Consider the following 19705-nt stretch of genomic DNA (forward strand, 5'->3'; position numbering starts at 1 on the left):
GTGGCCACTACTGCTCAACAGACCAGCTCAGATTTCGACAGCCCAGACCCGAAAGTCCGCCGGTAGTCCGTACACCCGCTGGAAGACTGCATCGAGGAACTGCGCAATCCGGTTGCTGTCTACCTTCGCGCTCACCTGCAAGTTGGTTCCGTCCGCCTCGTCTGGCCGATGGATCTCGTCGATCTTGAACGCCGGAAACTCCTCAAGCACGGACTCGAGTGGCTCGAGTTCCTCCTCGGTACAGTCGAGGTTGATGATCCCGTCGGCGAACTGGACCCAGGGGACGCCGAGTTCGGAATCCAGCGGGGCGTCCGGTCCGGTGACGTGGTCGCCGTCGACCTCGAGTGTCAGGAACTCGCTTTCTCTGGCTCGGTGGGCGTCGATCGCATCGACGTACAACTGCTGGCGCTCGGTAGAATCGTCGGCATCGAATCGAGTCATAGCCGAACGAACGCGCTCGTTTCTTTAAGATTTTATGTGCCGGCGGTGAACGGGGGGACATGGCGCAACCACGTATCTTAATCCTGGGCGCACCCGGAGCAGGCAAAGGGACCCAGAGCGCGAAGATTACCGCGGAGTTCGACGTCGACCACGTCACGACCGGCGACGCGCTCCGTGCGAACAAGGACATGGACATCTCCGATATGGACACGGAGTATGATACCCCGCGAGCGTACATGGAGCAGGGCGAACTCGTCCCCGACGAGGTCGTCAACGCCATCGTCGACGAGGCGCTTTCGCAGGCCAGTGGCTTCGTCCTCGACGGCTATCCGCGGAACCTGGAACAGGCCGAAGAACTCGAGGGGATGACCAATCTCGACATCGTTCTCTATCTCGATGTCAGCGAAGAAGAACTCATCAACCGTCTGACTGGTCGACGACTCGATCCCGAGACCGACGAAATCTACCATCTCGAGTACAACCCGCCGGAAGACCCCGAGGTCGAGGAGCGTCTCGTTCAGCGCGACGACGACACCGAAGAAACCGTCAAAGAACGACTTCGCGTCTTCCGGGAGAACACCGAACCCGTCATCGACTACTACGAAGAACAGGGCGACCTCGAACGAGTCGACGGCGAGCAGGCACCCGACGAGGTCTGGGAGGACGTACAGGCGACGATCGAAGACGCCAGTTAGTTCGTCAGTTGTTTTCGACTTCGATCTCGTGATGTGCGACGTTCAGATACGTTAGCTGGGGCGGGAGTGTGTACGTGTCCGGATAGAGCTGAATGTCGTTGTCCTCAAGCGACGGGTCGTATTCGAAGTTCACAGACGCCGAGTGGACGTTTACCGACGACGCCATGATTGCACCGGTGAACTCGACGTTCGCTTGCATACAAACCTGTTCTCTACAGTGGGCGGGGTCGAAGACTTCGTTTTCGATGCTTCCCCACCCTTCGTCTCGTGGGGCGTAGATCGTTCCCTCGTAACTGGACGCCTGGATTCCGACGCTCATGTCCGACGTTCCATACAACTGTAACTGCGAGGCGGTCCCTCCAGACACGGCGACGGTTCCACTATGCAGATCGAAGTTACCCGTCGTGTAGATTTTCAGTTCGTGATCCGTCCCGTCAGCATCGGCCACGAGGGTTCCGTCGACTGTGATCTCGTCGTCGACGATGAGTGTCGAATTGCCATCAGAGATATCGAACGTGAGCCCACCGTCGACGTGAAGTTCGTCCTGTTTCCAGTACGTTCCGTTCGACGACACCGTGCCGTCCGTCGTCGGAAGCGTATCGTGTTCTTTCTCGTCGTCTTCGAGGCGTTCGATCATCTCTTCGATGACTGGATCGAGTTCGGGAGCGAGTCCACTCTCGACATCGTCGTCGTCAACGTCCGCGTTAGTGAACCCATCGTAGGTCTCCGAAACGAGAATACCGTCTTCAAACGCTTCGTCGGCTTCGATGTAGCCGACGCTGACGTCGATCGTTTGATTTGCGTGATCGACGGTCCGGACCGAGCTCCCCCCTGTCTGATCCTCGAAAAACCGTTCCCAACCGCGGTAGTAGTCGCTCTCGATAGTAATCGTGACGCTCTCGTTTTCGACGACAGCGGCCTCCTGGAACGTCTTCGTGTCAGCGTGAGAGAATCGAACGCCGCCCGGATCGAGCTGTTCGTCTCCGGTAGCAGTCACCACCGGCAACGTGAGCGTATCGGTCGCCGCATCGTAGTGGATCTGTGGTGCCGAGACGACCTGTGTCTCGTTTCCAGTCTCGCGGAAGACGGCACCCGCCTCGTAGGCAATCTTCGTCCCGTCTTTGCTTTCGTACTCGACAGTGCCGATCGTCAGATCGTCGATGTCCTCCTCGAGGTCGTCGGACGAGACTGAGATAACGCCCGATTTCTCGCGGACGACCGCGCCGTCTTGACCGACCTCGAGATCCAGTCCACCTGCAACATCCGACGTCGACGACGCCGTCTGCATCTGCTGCCCCAGTTCGACGAACGCACCCTCGACGCGTTCCTGCTCGGCGTCCTGTTGGATGCTGGTCGCAGTCTCATCGGCAACGAGAAAAATACCGACGCTGAGTAGCGAGACCATGCCAATCAGGAGTACCAACCCGACGATGGCAGACTGGCCCCGCGTCGGCGCTTCTCGAGTTCGAAAACCCATATCGTATCGTGGAGAAAACTCGTGGAATAAGAGTACGATCGGTCACGTCTTTCAACACCGTTCGTCGCCGTTCACAGCCGTCGGTCGAAGCATGAACGGTTTCACAAAACAGGAATTACAACCCCTGAAACCACTGTATGAGTGGTTTGAACGATCAACTAACGAGAACGGAATCAGTCAGGTGCGCCAGAGTATCAAGCAAAGAGACTGTCCGTTGAGAGTAGTACGATCGTCGCTCAGCCGATGATGATCTCGTCGGAGCGGACGTCGACCTGGTCGGGATCGTACCCGGTCTGATCGGGGCTAGATCCGCTCCCGGTCTCGATCGGCGTTATCGATCCCGATTCGTCGTCGACGGCGACAATCTCGAGTCCCGGATCCTCGCCAGCAGTTCCACTGCCGGGAGTGATCTCGACGTGTGCGATCATGTCGTTGAAGTTCGGGTCGCCGGCGCTATCGTGGGCTGCTTCCCAGTACTCGTCGGGCGTGATCGCTCCTCCTTGCGGGAGGTCGGGGTTCTGGTTGTGCTGTTCCGGGTGGTGTGTGAGCGTAAACGCGAACACGAACTCGTTTTCGCTGAGATTCAGTTCCCCGCTTTCGTCGACCGGAACGTCGACACCAGGCCGCTCGAGCAGGTCGTCGACTGGTTCCTGCCTGTCGACGCCCGGGTCGAGTTCGGGAATCGTCGTGTCTTCTTCGCCCAGCACACGAACGTTGGTTTCGTTCGTTTCGGTGTCGGCAGTGAGGTCGACCAATTCGCCACCGCCGCTTACGGCTTCGTCGGTACACTCGATGTGGTCGTAGACGGAGCCGTCGTACGTGTCTGTCACTGTTTGTTCGCCGTATGCGCCACAGAACGAACGGGTACCGTGCGTGTACGACGCCGCGTCGATCATGAGACTCACCCGCTCGTCGGTCGTGAAGTTGTGATCGTAGATCGGCCTCGGTTCGTCGAACTGGTTGAGATTCGTCTCACTCCAGTCGGTTTCGATCGTTTCTGGCTCGCCCGTGGGATCGTTGGTCTCGTTGACGGGTTGGATCACGATGTCTGCTCGCGCCGGGAGCCACTGGATCTCGTAGCTGTCGACGAGCAGTTCGAGTTCGTCGTTCGGTGCCGAGCCTGCTTTTATCGGGCCGTCCCACGCCCATTCACCTGGATCGGTGAACCATCCTCCCGTCTCGGGCTCCCACACCAGTTCGTATCCCTGGCTTTCGTCCCAGACCAGTTCGTCGACGTCCCAGGTCCACTCGCAGGCTCCCGGGCCGGAAGAGTCACAGTTCGCTGTTGGTTCAGTCCCGTTCGGCGAAACCCAGCCACCGTCGTCCGATTTCTCGAGTTCGTCGTCCGGTCCGTCGGGCGAAGGTCCGTCGAAACTGTACGTCATGCCGTCCCCGTCGGTCGTGAAGCTCCCGTCTGTCCTGTCGGGAACGTACGCTTCTCGGCAGTTACTACACTCGTAGGGGTTACTATTCGACATCTCAGCGCCGACGATCGAGACATTCACCTCGGTGTTCGACGGAACGTTCACTTCGTCGGAATCAGGATCGATCCCGTCGTCGACGTTGATGTAGCCTGTCTCCTTGTCCCCCTCGTCTGCGTCGACCGTCGCAGTGAGCTCTCCCTGTGGAAGCAAACTCCGGTTGAACGTCCAGCTTGCAGTCGCGTTCTCGCCGAACGTCCGGTCGATCGCCGACGCGTTGGTCCCAGTCCAGTCGGCAGCTTCGGACTCGAGTTCGAGCTCGAGTTTCGACTCCGAGACGTTCTCTACGCCGAGATTGTGGACGGCAGCCTCGAGCGTCACGTTCTCGGCGGTTGCGTTGACCGGGTCGGTCGAATCCATCGCTTTTTCTCCGTCCACCGTCAGGTTGGAGACGTTGAGATACGGCTCCTCCTGTTTCGCGTAGTAGAACGTGCCCGGGTCTTCGAGTTCGTCGTCTTCGGTCGCGACGGTGTACTCGTATCGTTCGCCGTGCTCGAGATCGTCTCGGTTTCCTGGTGGAATAGACAGGTTGACAGCCGCCTCTTCGCCACCGCTTCGAGTGACGTATTTCGGATCTGGCTCGACGGATTCGTTGGCGTCCGGCAGCGTGAGCGTGACGTTCTGTGAATCTTGCTCGTCCCCGCTATTTTTGACGACGGCGCTGACGTTCAACGGCGTGTCTGCCCGGTCGACGAACCGGTTCGTTCCGGGAGAGGCGTCGTTCGCGACCCCGTTGTCTGCTGTCACCAGAAACGCCGGTGGATCAGTCTCCGTGGCGTTCTCGAGGGTGACTTCGACTTCGTCGTCGGCTTCGGTTGCTGTCACGTTGGCTGTGCCAAACACCGATTCGAAGTGGGTCTGCCAGCCGTCGTAGTAGTCACTCTCGACGACGATCGTCAGGTCGTTGAACCCCGCGTCGGCTGCCTCGGTGGAGGCGTTCTCTATCGCACCTGCACGAGTGCTATTCTGTTCGGGTTCGACGACCGCCTCGGTTCCGCTCACTGCTTCTCGATCGAGCGTCGTAAAGTGAAGCTGGAGGATCTCGTCGTCGTATCCGACAGTCGGCGACGAGAGAACCTGCGTTTCTCCGTCTCGCTTCTCCCAACTCGCCCCGCTCTGGTAAGCGATCGTGCGGTCCGAGAGCTCGTACTCGATCGCACCAAGCGTCTCGATCGTGACCGCTTCGTTGGCACCGGTGACCGACCCGTTGTGCCAGACGAGCTGAACCTGTCCGTCGTCACTGTAGCTCGCGTCTTCCCACGGGATCGTCTGCGTCTGGCCGGTCGTCGTCGCAGTCACGATACCGTGGTCTGTCACCTCGACCGTCGACCTGGTCAGTTCCGCCTGACTCTCGGACTCGAGCGAGTCGATCAGCAGCCATCCGGTAGCTACGACCAGTGTCGCTCCGACGATCACCAGTCCGATCAACAGAACGAGACCGACCTGGGGAGTGAGCCCCCTATCGTCGGGCCCGGAACCGTTGCTGGCACCCACACTCATTATTTCAAACGAAATAACCTTGCAGATATTAAACGTTGGGGTCGCTGACCGATTCCCTGGCGGATCGGAGGGAGGGGGTAACCACTGACCCAGTGGTCGTGGCACCTTGCGTCGCCAGCCAAAGATAAACACTTGTATACCGTACGTGCGCTAGCTCAATCAGATGACGCGTACAGCCGAGAAGGTCAACACCCTCGTCCGCGAGGACGCCGCCATGACCGACGCCTTAGAGGCCGTTCGCGAGGCGGCCGACGAGAACGGCGGCGAACTCCAGTGGGGCGACGTCAACGACGACTTGACTAGCGGACAGTGGGGCCGATTGATCGAGAAAGGAGTGTTAGTCGACGGCGAAGAAGGGTTCGAAATCGCCGACCGAGAGGCCTTCGACGATGCGCTCGACGGCGACGTCGACGAGATTTCGGTCCCCGAGGTCGACATCGACGACGAAAAGACGAAGTGGTCCCAGTGGGACAAGATGGCGGCCGTCGGTTCCCTCCTCTTGATGATCGGCTACTGGTTCGACTCGGTCCGCAACACGGTCGGTGGCACGATCGACTTCGTGATGGGACCGCTCGACGCAGTCTTGCCGTTCTACGCCGTGATCCTCGCAGTCGCGATGTTGACGGGGCTGTACTCGACGTTGTTGCAGGCGAACCTGATGAACCCCGAGATCATCGGCAAGTATCAAGAGCGGATGCAGGCGATGCAGGAAAAGCAAAAAGACGTCCGCGAGCGCAAACAGGAAGCCGAAGAGCGCGGCGCAAACGACGCCGAAATCGAACAGCTCGAGAACGAACTCGAGGACGTCCGCGAGGAGCAGATGGAGGCGATGGCCGAGAACCTCGGGATGTTCAAAGAGCAGTTCCGGCCGATGGTCTGGATCATGCTGTTTACCATCCCGCTGTTCCTCTGGATGTACTGGAAGATTCTCGACGGTGGGGTCAGCGAGGCTGAGCTACAGATGGTCATGCCGATCGCCGGCGAGGTTCGGCTGGATCAAGGACTGCTCGGTCCGATGTGGGCCTGGATCGTCTGGTACTTCCTCTGCTCGATGGGCTTCACTCAGCTGCTTCGAAAGTCGCTGAACATCGACATGACGCCGGGCAGCGCCTGATCCCGATTGCTGTCCCGACATCGCAGTGCGTTTCGGGTCGGAGTTACATCGGGCCGACGTACAAGAAACCGTATTGCGCCCGACGACTCCCCTGCCTCGGCTGCTCTCACTTTCCGGGTGCGTTTTGCCACTCGTGACTCGGTAGCTCGAGCGATTCAAAACCCCTTTTAGCCGGCACGTCGCAGTTCGAATATGTTACTTACCGTCTCCGGCCCGCCAGGAAGCGGGAAGAGCACGACTGCGGAGTTGCTCGCCGACGCCTTCGATCTCGACCACGTCAGCGGCGGCGATATCTTCCGCGAGTTGGCTGACGAACGCGATTACACGCCGCTCGAGTTCAACAAGCTCGCAGAGGAAAACGACCAGATCGATCGGGACCTCGACCGTCGCCTGCGCGAGATTGCCGTCGAGGAGGACGATCTCGTCCTCGAGTCGCGACTCGCGGGCTGGCTCGCTGGCAAACAGGCCGACTTCCGCTTCTGGCTCGACGCGCCGCCTCACGTCCGCGGCCAGCGGATCGCCGACCGCGAGGGCAAAGATCCCGACCGTGCGACCGAGGAGACAAAGGCTCGCGAGGCCAGTGAAGCCCAGCGCTACGAAGAGTACTACGGGATCGACATCCAGGATCTGGGCATCTACGACCTCTCGGTGAACACCGCACGCTGGGAACCCGACGCGGTGCTTGACATGCTCGTCACCGCCGTCGGAGAGTACGATGTCGACGGTGACGAAGGACAGGCACAGGTTGATCTCGAGTACGAGTTCTGATCCCGATGACTCCCGATCTCCGTGCTCCCCCGGACGACCGCTTGCCCGAGGAATTACTGCCGTTCGGAGTCGTCAACCTCGACAAACCGCCCGGTCCCTCGTCACACCAGGTGAGCGGCTGGCTTCGAGACGCCGTCGACGAGACACTCGACGACCGCGGCGTCGACGCGACGATCGACCGTGCCGCGCACGCGGGAACCCTCGATCCCAAAGTGACGGGCTGTCTCCCGGTCATGTTCGGCGAGGCGACGCGACTCGCACAGGTCTTTCTCGAGGGGCCGAAGGAATACGTCGCCGTCCTCGAGTGTCACAGTTCGGTGCCGGCCGACGCCGAGTCGATCGTCGCGGCGTTCGAGGGGCCGATCTACCAGAAGCCGCCCCGAAAGAGCGCGGTCTCGCGTCGGCTACGCGTCCGCGAGATGTACGACCTCGAGGTGCTCGAGGCCGCGGACCGACGGCTACTGCTCCGAATTCGGTGTGAGAGCGGCACCTACGTTCGCAAACTCTGTCACGACCTCGGGCTGGCGCTTGGGACCGGCGGTCACATGGGCGATCTCCGTCGAACGGGGACATCGCCGTTCGACGATTCGTCGCTGCACTCGGTCCAGGAGTTTCTGGATGCGCTGGCGTTCTGGGTCGAAGACGACGACCCCGAACCACTATACGAGGTGGTCGAACCGGCCGAACGCATCCTCGAAGAGATTCCGGGGGTCGTGATCGCCGAAAACGCAGCGCACGAGGTTGCCGAAGGTGCACCCGTCTACGCGCCGGGCGTCCTGACGGTCGACGACGACGCGTCGCGAGGGGATCTCGTCGCCTGTTATACGCCCGACGGGAGTGCAGTCGCACTCGGAGAACTCGTCGGGTCGGTCGACGCCGAATCGGGCGTTGTCGTCGACCTCGAGCGCGTCCTCGTCTAATGGCGGGCCAAGCCTGCGCTGACGAGTCGAACCCAGTCGTGTGGACCGGTCGTCGAGACGGCGGGCGACGGTCGGCCGGTGGACTCGGCGACACCGGTTCGAAACGATTTCCCGATCATTGCGGCCAATACCGACGATGACACTCTCGATTCGCGCGCGTGCCAACCACTACGGCTCACGTCTCGCCGTCGTCGACTACGACGGCGACGAAACGAACCAGTACGATTACGCCGACCTTGCGGCGATGGCCGACGAGTACACACGCCTGCTGGCCGACCACGGCGTCGGCCACGGCGATCCAGTCTGTGTACTGTCGCGGAATCGGCCTGAACTACTCGGGCTGTTCTTCGCCGCCGTCGAGAGTGGAGCGATCCTCGCGCCGATCTCTCACCGGCTCCCAGCCGATACCGTCGAGGCGCTGCGTAAACGGATCGAACCGGCGCTGACGCTTCGTGAAGAGCGGTTCGAAGAACTCGCATCGGACGCACCGACTCTCGAGTCGTTCACTACTGGCGAGCCGAAGACCACCGAGGTCGAACGGAATCCCCCCGGGCGCGACGACGAACGCCCCGTCCTCTACTTACACACTGGCGGGACGACCGGCATCCCAAAGGTCGTTGTCCTCCCAGCCCGCCAGATCGAGTGGAACTGCATCACCGAAGTGTCGGCCTGGGGACTCGGCAAGGAAGACGTCTCGGCGACGCTGTTGCCGCTCTTTCACACTGGCGGCTGGAACCTGCTGACGCTACCGACGCTGTACGTCGGCGGCCAAGTCGTCATCCACCGAGAGTTCGATCCTGCCTCGGCGCTTGCCTCGATCGAAGACGCAGCCGTGACCCGCGTCTTCGCCGTCGCTGCCATCTTCCAGGCGATGGCAGCGGCCGACGCATTCGACGAAACCGACTTCTCGACGGTCGAGTGGTTCATGAGTGGCGGCGGTCCGACACCGGCCGGCGTGATGGAAGTCTATCGAGAGCGCGGCCAGCGGTTCACCCAAGGGTACGGGCTGACCGAAGGTGGGCCGAACAACCTCTACTTCGACCCTTCGCGACCGGACATCGAGACGGCCGACGAGAGCGTCGGCAGACCGTTCCCCAACTGCTCGGCTCGCATCGCCGACGAAGACGGAACCCCGCTTCCCGCCGACGAAACCGGCGAACTCGAGCTCTCGGGACCGATAACCGCTACGGGCTACCTCGAGACGGCAGACGGGACCTTCGAAGGCCAGTGGGTCTCGACCGGCGACCTCGCACGACGTGACGCCGAGGGCGACTACTACATCACCGGCCGGACGGACAACATGTTCGTCAGCGGCGGCGAAAACGTCTACCCCGAGGAGATCGAGTCGACGCTCGACCGTCGGGACGACATCGACGCCGCCGGAGTCGTTGGAATCTCTCACGACCAGTGGGGAACCGTTCCAAAGGCAGTCGTCGTGGGGAGTTCGAACCTCTCGGTCGAGACGCTCGAAAGCTACTGTCGGAATCGGCTCGCGGACTACGAGGTGCCCCATGCGTTCGAGTTCGTCGACGAACTCCCACGGAGTGGCCCCGGGAAGATCGACCGCAAGACACTCGAGACCGAATTCGGCACAGCGGCAGATCGCCCGTAACGGCCGTTGATAACACCGGTAACGGCCAGTAATTCCGCCTCCCGGTGGGACGCCGAAGGAACGGAGATCACCGTAGCAATCGACATCCCCGAAGACGCCTTCACGAAGAGCTGAGAGTCGGAGAGAAAGGCGTCTATCTCCGTATTTCGCCTCGTTCACCATCACGAAGCGATCGTTCAACCACTTCGGCTTCGAAGAACTCGGTCCCGCCTCCGGACCGACAGCGACGATTTCGACGAGTGCGGCCACGTCCAGAGTGCCAACCACCCCATCGCACTCGAGGATGACCGACGGACTGGACTGATACGGAACGCTGTCCCGATGTCCCGGCGCAACCGCAGGAACACTCGCGGACGCGCCGGAACTGACGGACAGCAAACCGTATCAGTTGACCGCATAAACGGCCCCACAGCGGTTGGGCACAACCTGATTTCAACACGCCTCGACAGGTTCTATGTCGCCACAGACCGCTTTCTCGAACAGCACGATCCCATACTCGATCTGCTGTGCACAGCCGAGACACCCGCTCGAGGTTGGATCAAAACGACACGCTTAAACGGAAGACGGCCGTCGTGTCACGTGCGGGACCGTGGGGTAGTGGTATCCTCTGCGGATGGGGTCCGTAGGACCCGAGTTCAATTCTCGGCGGTCCCACTTTTCATTCTCTAAGTGTTCAACCCTTAGAGGTTCATACCGCTGAGTCCGCCAAAAATCCAATTCTCGGTTTCGGGATAAGTCCAGTTAGTCGACAGTATACCACGAGGTGGTCAGCGTGACGATCACCCCGTGGTCGTCGACCGAAACCGAATCGACGTGCCTACACTGCGAGTCGTTCGTCACCGACCGATTTGCGCGGGTATTCGGTGACGACCAGGACCGTGCCCATCGCTGCCCCGAGTGCGATAGCTACCGCCGGTTGACTCGCGGGTCCGCTGCTGGGAAAGATGTCGACGTGCCGGACCCAGAGACGTCTCCAGGTCGTCACGGAGGTGAGGTTAATGCGTGACGAGTTCGTCCCCGCGAATCGGCTGTACGACATCGAGAGTGGGACAACGATCGTCCATCCGGCCCATCAGGCGACCGACGAGGACGTCCGGGAAGCGCTCGAGGAGAACGAGGTTCGGGCTGACGGCGGTCTGTCTTGGAGCGAGGACGTTAGTTCGGCAACGATCGAAGGGACTCGAGTCCCGGTCGTCCAGATCGACCGCATCGATGGGGACATAGTCGTCTCCGTCGACGTAGCGACCGCGGTCAGTGAAGGATTCGAATTCGTCGACATCTGGCAGTGCAAGCGCGTTACCGTGTCGATCTGCGGTCAGGAGTTTGCAGCGACGATCACCAGTTGTAGCATCGAACACGGTATCGCGGCGATCGGGCTGACCGACTGCGAACCGTTCGGCGCTGCCGGTGATTCGCGATGACCCGCGACGACCGTCCTCGGACAGAATCTCCATGGTTCTGTCCGGAGTGTGAGATCTGGGTCGGCTGGAAGCACGACGAGTGTTCTGAAAGACACCATCGTCCGCGGCTCCCATTGCGATACGACGACGTCGAGTTCGATCACTCCTGGCAGGTAACGTTCCGTCACCGTCTCCGAGGAAAGCTCCGGTCACTTTTCAATCGGGTCAACGGGGGGATCGGTCGATGAGCCGGGTCGTTGATTCCGACGAGTGCGAGTGCTGCGAAGAGTCGATCCCGGCGACGCGGCGGCTCTGTCCCGCCTGCGCTCGAGAGGTGCGGAAAGCACGAGGTGGTCCGCTGTGAGCCGCACGTCGGAACTCGAGAGTCCGAAGGCCAGCGGCGACTTCCTCGAGGGCGAGATTGTCGAGCGGATCGACGGCTTGGAGTACGTCGGTGACCGGACTGCCACCTGGCACGACGCGAAGACGACGGCTGTCCTCGAGGCGGATCGGTCCCTGCCGTTCTACGGCGTCGTCCTCCTCGAGCCGGAGACCCCGGTCGAAATCAAAGGATGTCAGATTCGCACCAGCAACGGCTCACGGTCGACTCGCGGGCGATTCTACGTCAAGCGTGACCCCCACGAGCAACTGCTTGAGGCGGCGGGGATGTACCTGTTCGTCGTCTACCTGCCGCGACCGGGGCTTCCTCAGGTGGCGCGGGCGGTGGTCCCGGCGACGATCGTCGACGAACTGCTCGCCGGGCGCTGGTACGATGTCGGCGGCTCCCGCTCGGAGAACGAGGTGGCGAAACTCGCGTGGCCGCACGTGATCGCGACCGATTCCGTCGACGAAACGCGGGGTGAGCGCGCGTGAAACTGAGCGCGTTCCCGTACCCCGGCGGGAAGACGAACTACGTCGACGAGATTCTGCAGTACTTCCCCGAGCACCGGCGGTACGTTGAGCCGTTCGGCGGTTCAGCGGCAGTTCTGCTCAATAAGCCCGAGAGCTACATCGAGGTGTTCAACGATCGAGACGAGGATATCGTTCATTTCTTCGAGGTCGTTCGTGAGCGCCGCGAAGAACTCGCCGAGTGGTTGCGATACGTTCCGTACTCGCGAGCGGTCCACGCAGAATGGGCCAGGGAGTTCTACGCTGGCGTTCGGCCGGATGACGACATCGAGCGCGCCGGTCGCTGGTTCTACCTGCGATATACACAGTACGGCGGAAAGATCGCCGGAATTTCCGGGTTCAAAACCAGTGGGAAGCGCAACGAGGCACGATCCTTCCGCGGTTCCATCGACCATCTCGAGGAGATCGTCGGTCGACTGCAGTTGGTCAACCTCGAGTGTGAGGACTATCGGACGATTCTGGAGCGATACGACCGACCGGACACGCTGTTCTACTGCGATCCGCCCTACGTTGACAAAGGCCACTATTACGACGCGAGCGACTTCGACCACGAGGCGCTTTTCCGCGCCCTATTCGACCTCGAGGGATACTGGATCGTCAGTTACGATGCTCTCCCCGCGGTCCCGATCCCTCGAAAGCACGTCGACAACCTTCATTTCCGGGAATTCCAGGCGCACTACTCGCTGGACGTTCGCGAAAACGAGGGGAGAACGCCGTCGACTGAACGGTTAGTCCTGAACTCCGACCCTTCAGAGGTCGACGAGTTCACGGCTGCCGATCAACAGACGTTCGATGACTTTCGAGTACAGCATCGAGCGACGCGGACCGACGGAGGTGGTCGGCCGTGAGCACCGACGCCGATCCCGGCGACCGCGACCGCGCAGCTGAACTCGAGAGCGCAGCAGCCGGTCAGGTCGGAATCCCGGTCGACGCGATTTGCGTGGGCTGTGGGCAGATTCGAGTGAAACGCGCCGATCCCGATGAGATCGGCCAGGAGTCCACCGTCGATCCGATGGACCTCGAGGCGGAAAACTGCGCGTCGTTCAAGCACGTCTGCCACCGATGCGGTTCCACGACGTGGTGGAATCCGGTCGTGATACTCACCGGTCTCCTCGAGCGAGAGCGAGGTGAGTAGCCGTGCCCCAGGTCGAAACGACGCCCCACGAAATCGAGGGGCGCTGGAAGTGGCCTGACTGGGGCCGCGGCCCGTACGACGCCCTGTCGTCCGTGATGCTCGGTCCCCCCTTCGAGGGCTACCTCGAGTTGACGATCGAGGTAGACGGCGAGCCCTGGTACCTCGAGGTGAGCTACAGCAAGTCGGGATTCGCGCCGCGACTATCCGACGGGATCAACGTCGAACGGCTCTACGAGTGGGACATCCGAGGCCGTGGCCGCGGGGAACGAAAGGCGTCGTTCAACATCTCACCGCGATTCCCGAACATGCGCCACTGGGAAACGGGCGAGCCGGTGAATCTGCCCTGGGAGAATCAGGTCGGTGAAGTCGAGGGTGTAGACGTCGAGTTTCATACCAGCAACATCGGACCCGAACGCGGTCTCGAGTTGTTCCCGGAGTTCTTCGCGGCGATCTTCGAGCACGCCGGCGAACGGGTACACTCGAAGTACTTCCGAACGGAGCCGCACCCGGCGAGTCGAATGTGGGCGTACGAACGGTACGTCCGTATCCGCCGCGAGTGGGCCGAAAAGCTCGCGTCTGCCGGAGTGCTACAGAAGGTCGTTCACTTCCTGTCCGACCTCGAGGGCGTGAAGGCGGAACTCCATCTCGACAACCGCGAAATTGTCAACCACCAGAATCGGCTGTTTCTCGATCCGGGATCGGTCCGGAAACTGCTGCCCGGCCACACCTACGGGCGGAAGTTCGAGATCTACCAGCTGGCCGACCCCGATGCGGTGTCGAAAGACCACCCGTCCTACCACCCGAAAGTGGAGGTACTGGTGAACAAGTCGATGAACGACAGCGAGGCATGGGCGTGGGCCGACCGCCACGAAGTGACTGAACAGATCGAAGAGACGCTTTTGAACGCGCTGCACTGGGAAGACATTCCGCTCGGACCCGACGGGAACGGCGTGTACGTTCCGGATGATCACTTCGACGCTGTAGCGCGAGCCGAGCCGGTCGAACTTTACGACGATCCGACGCCTCGCCTCGAGGCCGAGACGGACCACCTGCTGATGACGACGCTGCGGGACATGGGCGACACCGCCCGCGAGGTGACGGAGACGGTCGCGACTGACGGCGGCGGGAACGTCGACGACCTCGCCGACGAGCTGGGGAAACACCCCGCGACGATCTACCGGGCGATCGAGGACCTCGACGAAATCCTTGAGCTGGACCAGGGCGAAATCTCGTTCCGCGCCCGGAAGTACCAGGAGGAACTTCGCGCGCTCGTCGAGTCGGCCGAGTACGCCATCGAGAGTTATGCCGACCGAATCCAGCACGTGATGGGGTTAGCGGACCACATCGCCGAATCGTCGGCGTTCCAGCAGTGGCTCGCCGAGAACGGGGCCGAAATCGTCTACGACGAGAACGGCGAGCCCAAGCGGGTGCGGATCGACACGATCCTTTCCGAGTTGAAATCGAGTAGCTTCGAGAACGTCCAGACGATTGCGGCCGAGGCTCTCGAGAAGTGGCGGAAGTCGGGTAACGACCCGGCGGTACTTCGACGAGCCGAGCTGTCCTGGAAGACTCCTGACGGTGGCACCGAGGTCGGATTCGTCGGCGCGGTCGCGGATCGCTGAACTGACCTGGATAGTGGCAACACTGTCTCGCACCCTCTTTTCTGCAATCCTGATTGTACTCTCCGGATGATTGTCCAACTCTGGTTGTAGTCTCGTCCGTGCCGGGTGGGTCGACGGCGCGATCGCGCCGCGACGGCTGCGGGTCGGTTTCGCGCTTCGCGCGAAACGCCCCTTGCCGGGTGTCGCCAAGGCGACAACGCCAAAAAATTACAGCGCCCCACCCTCGCCTTCGCAGAACTCCAGTTGAAGCACATGAAACGGAGGTTCTATCGGGCTGTGATTGCTTCGATCAGTGGTCGGAAACGGCACTACTCCTCGACGGCTTCTTCGACGATCTGGATTTCCTCGTCAGTTAGTCCATACAGCTCGTACACGATTTCGTCGATCAACTCGTCCGTCTTCTCGATCTTCTCCTCGAGTTCTTCGGCTCGTTCTTTGGTCTCGAGGTAGCCCTCGAGGCCGTCGCGGACGTCGTCGACGGCGGGAAGGGTAAGCTTTCGCAGTCGATCGACGAGCGAGTTGGTCTTGGTGGCGTTCTCGCGGAAGTTCGCGAAGCCGCCGGCTTCGTCGACGGCGACGGGGACGAACGCCTCGATCAGGTCGGCCTCGGTTTCGGTGAGGTCGGAGATCTGCAGCGCCGGCAGGGGCTCGGTCTCGGTGTACCCCCACTGGTCGGTCTCGTACTCCTCTTCGTCCTCGGGTTTGTAACGGGCGGTGAGTCGGATCTCGAGGGATGTAGGAGACTCGCGCTCAATCTCGCAGGTGCCAACGCGGAGGTTCTCGCGGTCTTCAGCAGTGTCGGAGAGGATGGAATCGGCGGCTCCTTCTGGGGGTTGGGTAAGCCCGATATCCGAAAGCGTGTAGCCGTCGGAGTAGGAACCAATGTGATCTGTCAAAGAGAGATTAAGACTATATCTGCGATCTTTCAGTTTCAGCATTTCTTTGGCGAGTTTACCAAGGAAATCCTGTGAGACAGGATCGCTTTCAGGGGCCGGCATGGAAGTGTTACTGTTTTCACTGATCCATTCTTCATATTCACCCCATAGTTCCGATACAGTGGATTCGTAAGTAGGGGAGTCTTTGTCTTCGCTAACCGTGTATATCGGCACCTTCCCCAAATATTCTGTTTTATATCTGTAATACCCTCCTCTAACTTGTGGGCTGGTTGATTTTAATTTTGCCTCGATCAGAGTGGAGTTTAACAGAGCAAGAAGGTAATAGTTCTCTTCTGGCACAACAAACAGGGTTGCATCAGCATAGGCACCGTCTTTTTCAACAACAAATTTAGACTTCTCAGCGATGTCAGGATATACAATCTTAGGTACCTCAAATGCCCAGTAGTAGTCGCATGGTCGAACTTCCCACCAGAAATCTCCCATGTCATCTCTTTCACCTGCTCTTTCCCGGTATTGTGACAGATAGCTTGAGATATTTGGATATTTAGACGTGAATTTTTCCCATGCCTCATCCTCATTAAGATCTCCAAAGTTTTGTTTGGTCCATCCCGAGGGAATTACTATTGCATAGCGCCCTTCTTTATTTAAGAAATATCTTTCAGCATCTGTCCCCTTCACTAACTCCTTAATTAATTCCTTATTTTCTTCTGTTTCTATCTCCTCTTTCTGCGATTTTGTTATATAGAACGCCTCATTCAGACCGGTTTTTAGTCCAAAGTAAATCTCACCAGAGACATATTCATAGAAGTCTTGTCCCTCTAATTCAGAAATTGCCTCAGTAAGTTCGAGCGAATCAAGCGACCATCCATTGTCAGGGAACTTGTCAATTCCGAGTCTATATGAAGATCGTTCAACTCTACTCGAGAGTGAGCCAAAGTCTAAATCAGTAATTCGACATACCATTATACTATTACTTGGCTTCTCACTATTTTCAAACGTAATAATACAGGGATATGCAGACACACTTTCACCAAATACTGGCAAGTCTCCAAAATCTATAATTTGGCTTATGTTGGTGTCTTTTAATAGAGAGCGTAGAGAACGTCCGTAGTTAGATCTCATAAATTTATTTGATATTATGTATCCGAACTGACCTTGATCGGCGAGGATTACCTTGGCTTTCTCAACAAAATATGCATAAAGATCCGACATTCCATGATACACATTGTACGATCCTTGAAGATACGGCTTATTTCTCTTAATTTGTTCTTGACGAACGTATGGCGGATTCCCGATCACTGCATCGAATCCAGCATCTTCACGCTTCCCCCCATCTTCGTCGAAGAACACCTCGGGGTATTCCAACTCCCAGTGGAAGAACGACTCTCCACCAGCCATCTCCTGAGCAGTCTGGAACCAATCTTCCTCGCGCACCTCGAGCCACTCGTCTTCGTCGTCGATCGCTCGAGCCATCCGTTCGTAGGCTCCTTCCGGAACGTCCAGATCGAACCGTTCTGCAGTATGGACGTTCGTCAACTCGAACAGCCGCTGGTAGAACGGATCACTGCGGACTTCGTCGTAGATCTCCTCCATCGACTTGATGTCCTCGAGCGTCTCGTTGTCGATCTCGAGCAATTCCTGCATTCGTTCCATCACGTGCTCGAGGGTATCCTGGCGCACTCGGGCGAGCGCCTGCTGGAGCGTAAGCTGGCCGCCGTTCTCCTCGGCGTCGCTCGAGAGCACGTCCGTCACGTCCGATCCGACCAACGAGTTCCCTGCCTTGAGGTGGTGATCGAGGAAGGCGAGCGGCTGGTCGGCCGACAGCGTCTCGAGCCACATCGAGAGCTTGGCGAGTTCGACCGCCATGCCGTTCAGGTCGACGCCGTAGATACACTCCTTTGCGACGTCTCGTCGTACCCGCTGTTCGTCGAAGGCCGTCGCCTCCTCGATCTCGCGAACCTCTTCCATCACCTGCTGGGCGAGATATTCGGTCGCCCGCGTGAGGAAGTGACCGCTCCCCATCGCGGGGTCGAGGATCTTGAGATCCAGCACGCGACGGTAAAACGCACCCAGGTACTCGTGGGTGCCCGGCTCAAAGCCTTGTTCCTGGAGATCTTCGCGGATTTCGTCGATCAACGGGTCGACCGTCTCCTCGACAATATAGGTCACCACGTAGTCGGGCGTGTAATACGCACCCGTCGCCTTCCGCTCGCCCTCGTCGTTGACAACGTATAGGCCACCTTCGTCGACCGTTTCGATTGCGTCTGCCACCGACACCTCCGTCGCGGGCTTCCAGACTTGGCCGCCGTCCTCGGCGACCGCCGCGTACTGCTCGGGCGCGATCCGGAATTGGTGTTCCAGCAGCCCCTCGTAGACGCTCCCCAAGTGTCGCGTGTCCAGGTCCGCGTAGTCGGCCAGCACGTATCGACCCTCGTCGTTTTCCGTCGTCGAAATCCGGTAGATGACTTCCGCGAGATACCTGTTGCTTACTTCGTGGTTCGTCAAGAACTCGTGATCCTCGCGGTTGAACAACCCACCGTTGTACGGTGGAATGCCCAGCGACTCCTCGCCCTCGTCGACCAGCCGAAACAGGTCCTCGAGCTGGCTCCACATCGTCGTCGAGTGCTCGCTGTAGGTGTCCTCGAATCCGTCGTCGACTTCGCCGATCTCGTCGTGGATCTCGAGGCGCAACTCGTCCAAGCTGAAGTTCTCCTCGTACTCGGCGACTGCATCGCCCCCTTCGGGGTGGATCAGTCCCCGTGACTCCGCATAGAGAACGAACATCAGCCGGTAGAGCAACACGAGTGACTGCTCTTTCAGTTCGTCGAGCGACTCCTCGTCGTCCGGATCGATCTCGAGGTCGTTCGTCTCGACGAAGCCACGGCCGAGCACCCGCAACGCGGTAAAGACGTTGTTCTGCAGGTCTTCACCGAGTTCCTGGGCGACTGTTTCGCTCTCGGACCGAACCGAGTCCAGGAACGTCCCTCCCGCACGCTCGCGAAACGCCTCGGGCCGGAAAAAGACGTAGAAGTATTTGAACGCCTCGAGATCACCGCCCTCGAGCAGCTCGGGAAGATCGACCTCGAAGTAGGTCTGGGTCTCGTAATCTTTGGTGCCGTACAGTCGCCACTTGCGACCGTTGGTAAGAACCCCCCACTGGATGTTCTCGGGCGTCCGCTCGAGGTAGTGTTTGATCTGGTGGGAGGCGTTGCGGTATGGTCGCTGCTCGCTGAAGCGGGTCGTGAAATCCGCATCCCACTGTTTGGCCTCCACGAGGCCTACGCCGCGTTCGAACAGATCCGTCGTCTCCTCCGTACTCAGATAAACTTCGGCGGCGTCCCGCCGCGCCTCGGTGTCTTCGAACAACAACGCGTCGACGTAGCCGCCACCGTCGGGGAGCGTCGTCTCGACGTTCGTTCCGAATCCCAAGACATCGAGTACCTCGTCGATCCAGTTGTCGATCAGCGGATCTTCCTTGTACCCCTCGACCAGTTCTGACTCGAGGTCGTACAGCGATTGCAGCTCCTCCATCGTCTCCTGCGCCGCCTCGTCGCACTTCCACTCCTCGCGGTCCTGAATCCGCTCGTCAAGATAGTGGCCGGAAAATAGATTCGAGTTCGCGTACGGCCGCTCCGAGAGCGTCGCCTGACTCATGATACTCGTGACCTTGAATTGTCACACCAAGAAACCTCTGGTGATCCGACACCACGAAAATTATTCAATATTCTCTGAATA

15 protein-coding genes and 1 tRNA gene are annotated in these 19705 nt (G+C 59.7%); 12 read left to right on the top strand and 4 right to left on the bottom strand.

Translation table 11 applies throughout. The annotated features are described in order from the left end of the window. Positions 1–27: 27 nt before the first annotated feature. A complete protein-coding gene (locus NATGR_RS00665) occupies positions 28–441 on the bottom strand; it encodes a hypothetical protein (protein ID WP_005579935.1) in 414 nt (137 codons plus the stop codon). Positions 442–500: 59 nt separating this feature from the next. On the opposite strand from NATGR_RS00665, the gene NATGR_RS00670 reads away from it, so the two are divergent. Continuing rightward, on the top strand, positions 501–1136 hold the full coding sequence (locus NATGR_RS00670; protein ID WP_005579936.1) for an adenylate kinase: 636 nt from the start codon (positions 501–503) through the stop codon (positions 1134–1136). Between the two features lie 4 nt (positions 1137–1140). Here NATGR_RS00670 and NATGR_RS00675 read toward each other — a convergent pair whose 3' ends face one another. Both NATGR_RS00675 and NATGR_RS00680 read right to left on the bottom strand, forming a co-directional pair. Next, positions 1141–2613 (bottom strand): DUF7289 family protein, encoded by a 1473-nt coding sequence (locus NATGR_RS00675; RefSeq protein ID WP_005579937.1) that lies wholly within the window; start codon positions 2611–2613, stop codon positions 1141–1143. A gap of 236 nt (positions 2614–2849) precedes the next feature. Then, positions 2850–5594 carry a DUF7289 family protein gene (locus NATGR_RS00680; RefSeq protein WP_005579938.1) on the bottom strand — a complete coding sequence of 915 codons (2745 nt, stop codon included), beginning with the start codon at positions 5592–5594 and terminating at the stop codon, positions 2850–2852. Positions 5595–5757: 163 nt separating this feature from the next. Between NATGR_RS00680 and NATGR_RS00685 the strand changes: the two genes are divergently transcribed. The 11 genes from NATGR_RS00685 to NATGR_RS00735 all read left to right on the top strand — a co-directional run bounded on the left by NATGR_RS00685 (position 5758) and on the right by NATGR_RS00735 (position 15074). Further along, a complete protein-coding gene (locus NATGR_RS00685; protein ID WP_005579939.1) occupies positions 5758–6708 on the top strand; it encodes a DUF106 domain-containing protein in 951 nt (316 codons plus the stop codon). Between the two features lie 192 nt (positions 6709–6900). Beyond that, positions 6901–7476 (top strand): (d)CMP kinase, encoded by a 576-nt coding sequence (gene cmk, locus NATGR_RS00690; protein ID WP_005579940.1) that lies wholly within the window; start codon positions 6901–6903, stop codon positions 7474–7476. A gap of 5 nt (positions 7477–7481) precedes the next feature. Beyond that, on the top strand, positions 7482–8396 hold the full coding sequence (locus tag NATGR_RS00695) for an RNA-guided pseudouridylation complex pseudouridine synthase subunit Cbf5 (protein ID WP_005579941.1): 915 nt from the start codon (positions 7482–7484) through the stop codon (positions 8394–8396). A 136-nt stretch (positions 8397–8532) separates the two neighbouring features. Next, positions 8533–10008: a class I adenylate-forming enzyme family protein gene (locus NATGR_RS00700; protein ID WP_005579942.1), complete on the top strand. Its 1476-nt coding sequence runs from the start codon at positions 8533–8535 to the stop codon at positions 10006–10008. A 583-nt stretch (positions 10009–10591) separates the two neighbouring features. Further along, positions 10592–10662, top strand: a tRNA-Pro gene (locus NATGR_RS00705). Between the two features lie 109 nt (positions 10663–10771). After that, entirely contained in the window at positions 10772–11014 is a 243-nt protein-coding gene (locus tag NATGR_RS20120) for a DUF7563 family protein (RefSeq protein WP_081583103.1), read from the top strand. Next, positions 11007–11429 carry a hypothetical protein gene (locus NATGR_RS00710; RefSeq protein WP_005579943.1) on the top strand — a complete coding sequence of 141 codons (423 nt, stop codon included), beginning with the start codon at positions 11007–11009 and terminating at the stop codon, positions 11427–11429. The genes NATGR_RS20120 and NATGR_RS00710 overlap by 8 nt, the downstream gene beginning before the upstream one ends. A 339-nt stretch (positions 11430–11768) precedes the next feature. Then, the gene (locus NATGR_RS00720) at positions 11769–12281 is read left to right on the top strand and encodes a hypothetical protein (protein ID WP_005579948.1); all 513 of its coding nucleotides are present in this window, start codon (positions 11769–11771) and stop codon (positions 12279–12281) included. Further along, the gene (locus NATGR_RS00725; protein ID WP_005579950.1) at positions 12278–13165 is read left to right on the top strand and encodes a DNA adenine methylase; all 888 of its coding nucleotides are present in this window, start codon (positions 12278–12280) and stop codon (positions 13163–13165) included. The genes NATGR_RS00720 and NATGR_RS00725 overlap by 4 nt, the downstream gene beginning before the upstream one ends. After that, entirely contained in the window at positions 13162–13452 is a 291-nt protein-coding gene (locus NATGR_RS00730; protein WP_005579952.1) for a hypothetical protein, read from the top strand. Before NATGR_RS00725 ends, NATGR_RS00730 begins: the two co-directional genes overlap by 4 nt. A 2-nt stretch (positions 13453–13454) precedes the next feature. Continuing rightward, positions 13455–15074 carry a DUF7845 domain-containing protein gene (locus NATGR_RS00735; protein ID WP_005579954.1) on the top strand — a complete coding sequence of 540 codons (1620 nt, stop codon included), beginning with the start codon at positions 13455–13457 and terminating at the stop codon, positions 15072–15074. Positions 15075–15382: 308 nt separating this feature from the next. Here NATGR_RS00735 and NATGR_RS00740 read toward each other — a convergent pair whose 3' ends face one another. Next, a complete protein-coding gene (locus NATGR_RS00740; RefSeq protein ID WP_005579955.1) occupies positions 15383–19624 on the bottom strand; it encodes an Eco57I restriction-modification methylase domain-containing protein in 4242 nt (1413 codons plus the stop codon). Between the last annotated feature and the right edge of the window lie 81 nt (positions 19625–19705).

Source organism: Natronobacterium gregoryi SP2 (assembly GCF_000230715.2).
Classification (GTDB): domain Archaea; phylum Halobacteriota; class Halobacteria; order Halobacteriales; family Natrialbaceae; genus Natronobacterium; species Natronobacterium gregoryi.

Bases quoted from the DNA above. Each gene is read 5' to 3' on its own strand.
- NATGR_RS00665 (WP_005579935.1), bottom strand. From the start codon at position 441: ATGACTCGATTCGATGCCGACGATTCTACCGAGCGCCAGCAGTTGTAC.
- NATGR_RS00670 (WP_005579936.1), top strand. From the start codon at position 501: ATGGCGCAACCACGTATCTTAATCCTGGGCGCACCCGGAGCAGGCAAA.
- NATGR_RS00675 (WP_005579937.1), bottom strand. From the start codon at position 2,613: ATGGGTTTTCGAACTCGAGAAGCGCCGACGCGGGGCCAGTCTGCCATC.
- NATGR_RS00680 (WP_005579938.1), bottom strand. From the start codon at position 5,594: ATGAGTGTGGGTGCCAGCAACGGTTCCGGGCCCGACGATAGGGGGCTC.
- NATGR_RS00685 (WP_005579939.1), top strand. From the start codon at position 5,758: ATGACGCGTACAGCCGAGAAGGTCAACACCCTCGTCCGCGAGGACGCC.
- cmk (WP_005579940.1), top strand. From the start codon at position 6,901: ATGTTACTTACCGTCTCCGGCCCGCCAGGAAGCGGGAAGAGCACGACT.
- NATGR_RS00695 (WP_005579941.1), top strand. From the start codon at position 7,482: ATGACTCCCGATCTCCGTGCTCCCCCGGACGACCGCTTGCCCGAGGAA.
- NATGR_RS00700 (WP_005579942.1), top strand. From the start codon at position 8,533: ATGACACTCTCGATTCGCGCGCGTGCCAACCACTACGGCTCACGTCTC.
- NATGR_RS00710 (WP_005579943.1), top strand. From the start codon at position 11,007: ATGCGTGACGAGTTCGTCCCCGCGAATCGGCTGTACGACATCGAGAGT.
- NATGR_RS00740 (WP_005579955.1), bottom strand. From the start codon at position 19,624: ATGAGTCAGGCGACGCTCTCGGAGCGGCCGTACGCGAACTCGAATCTA.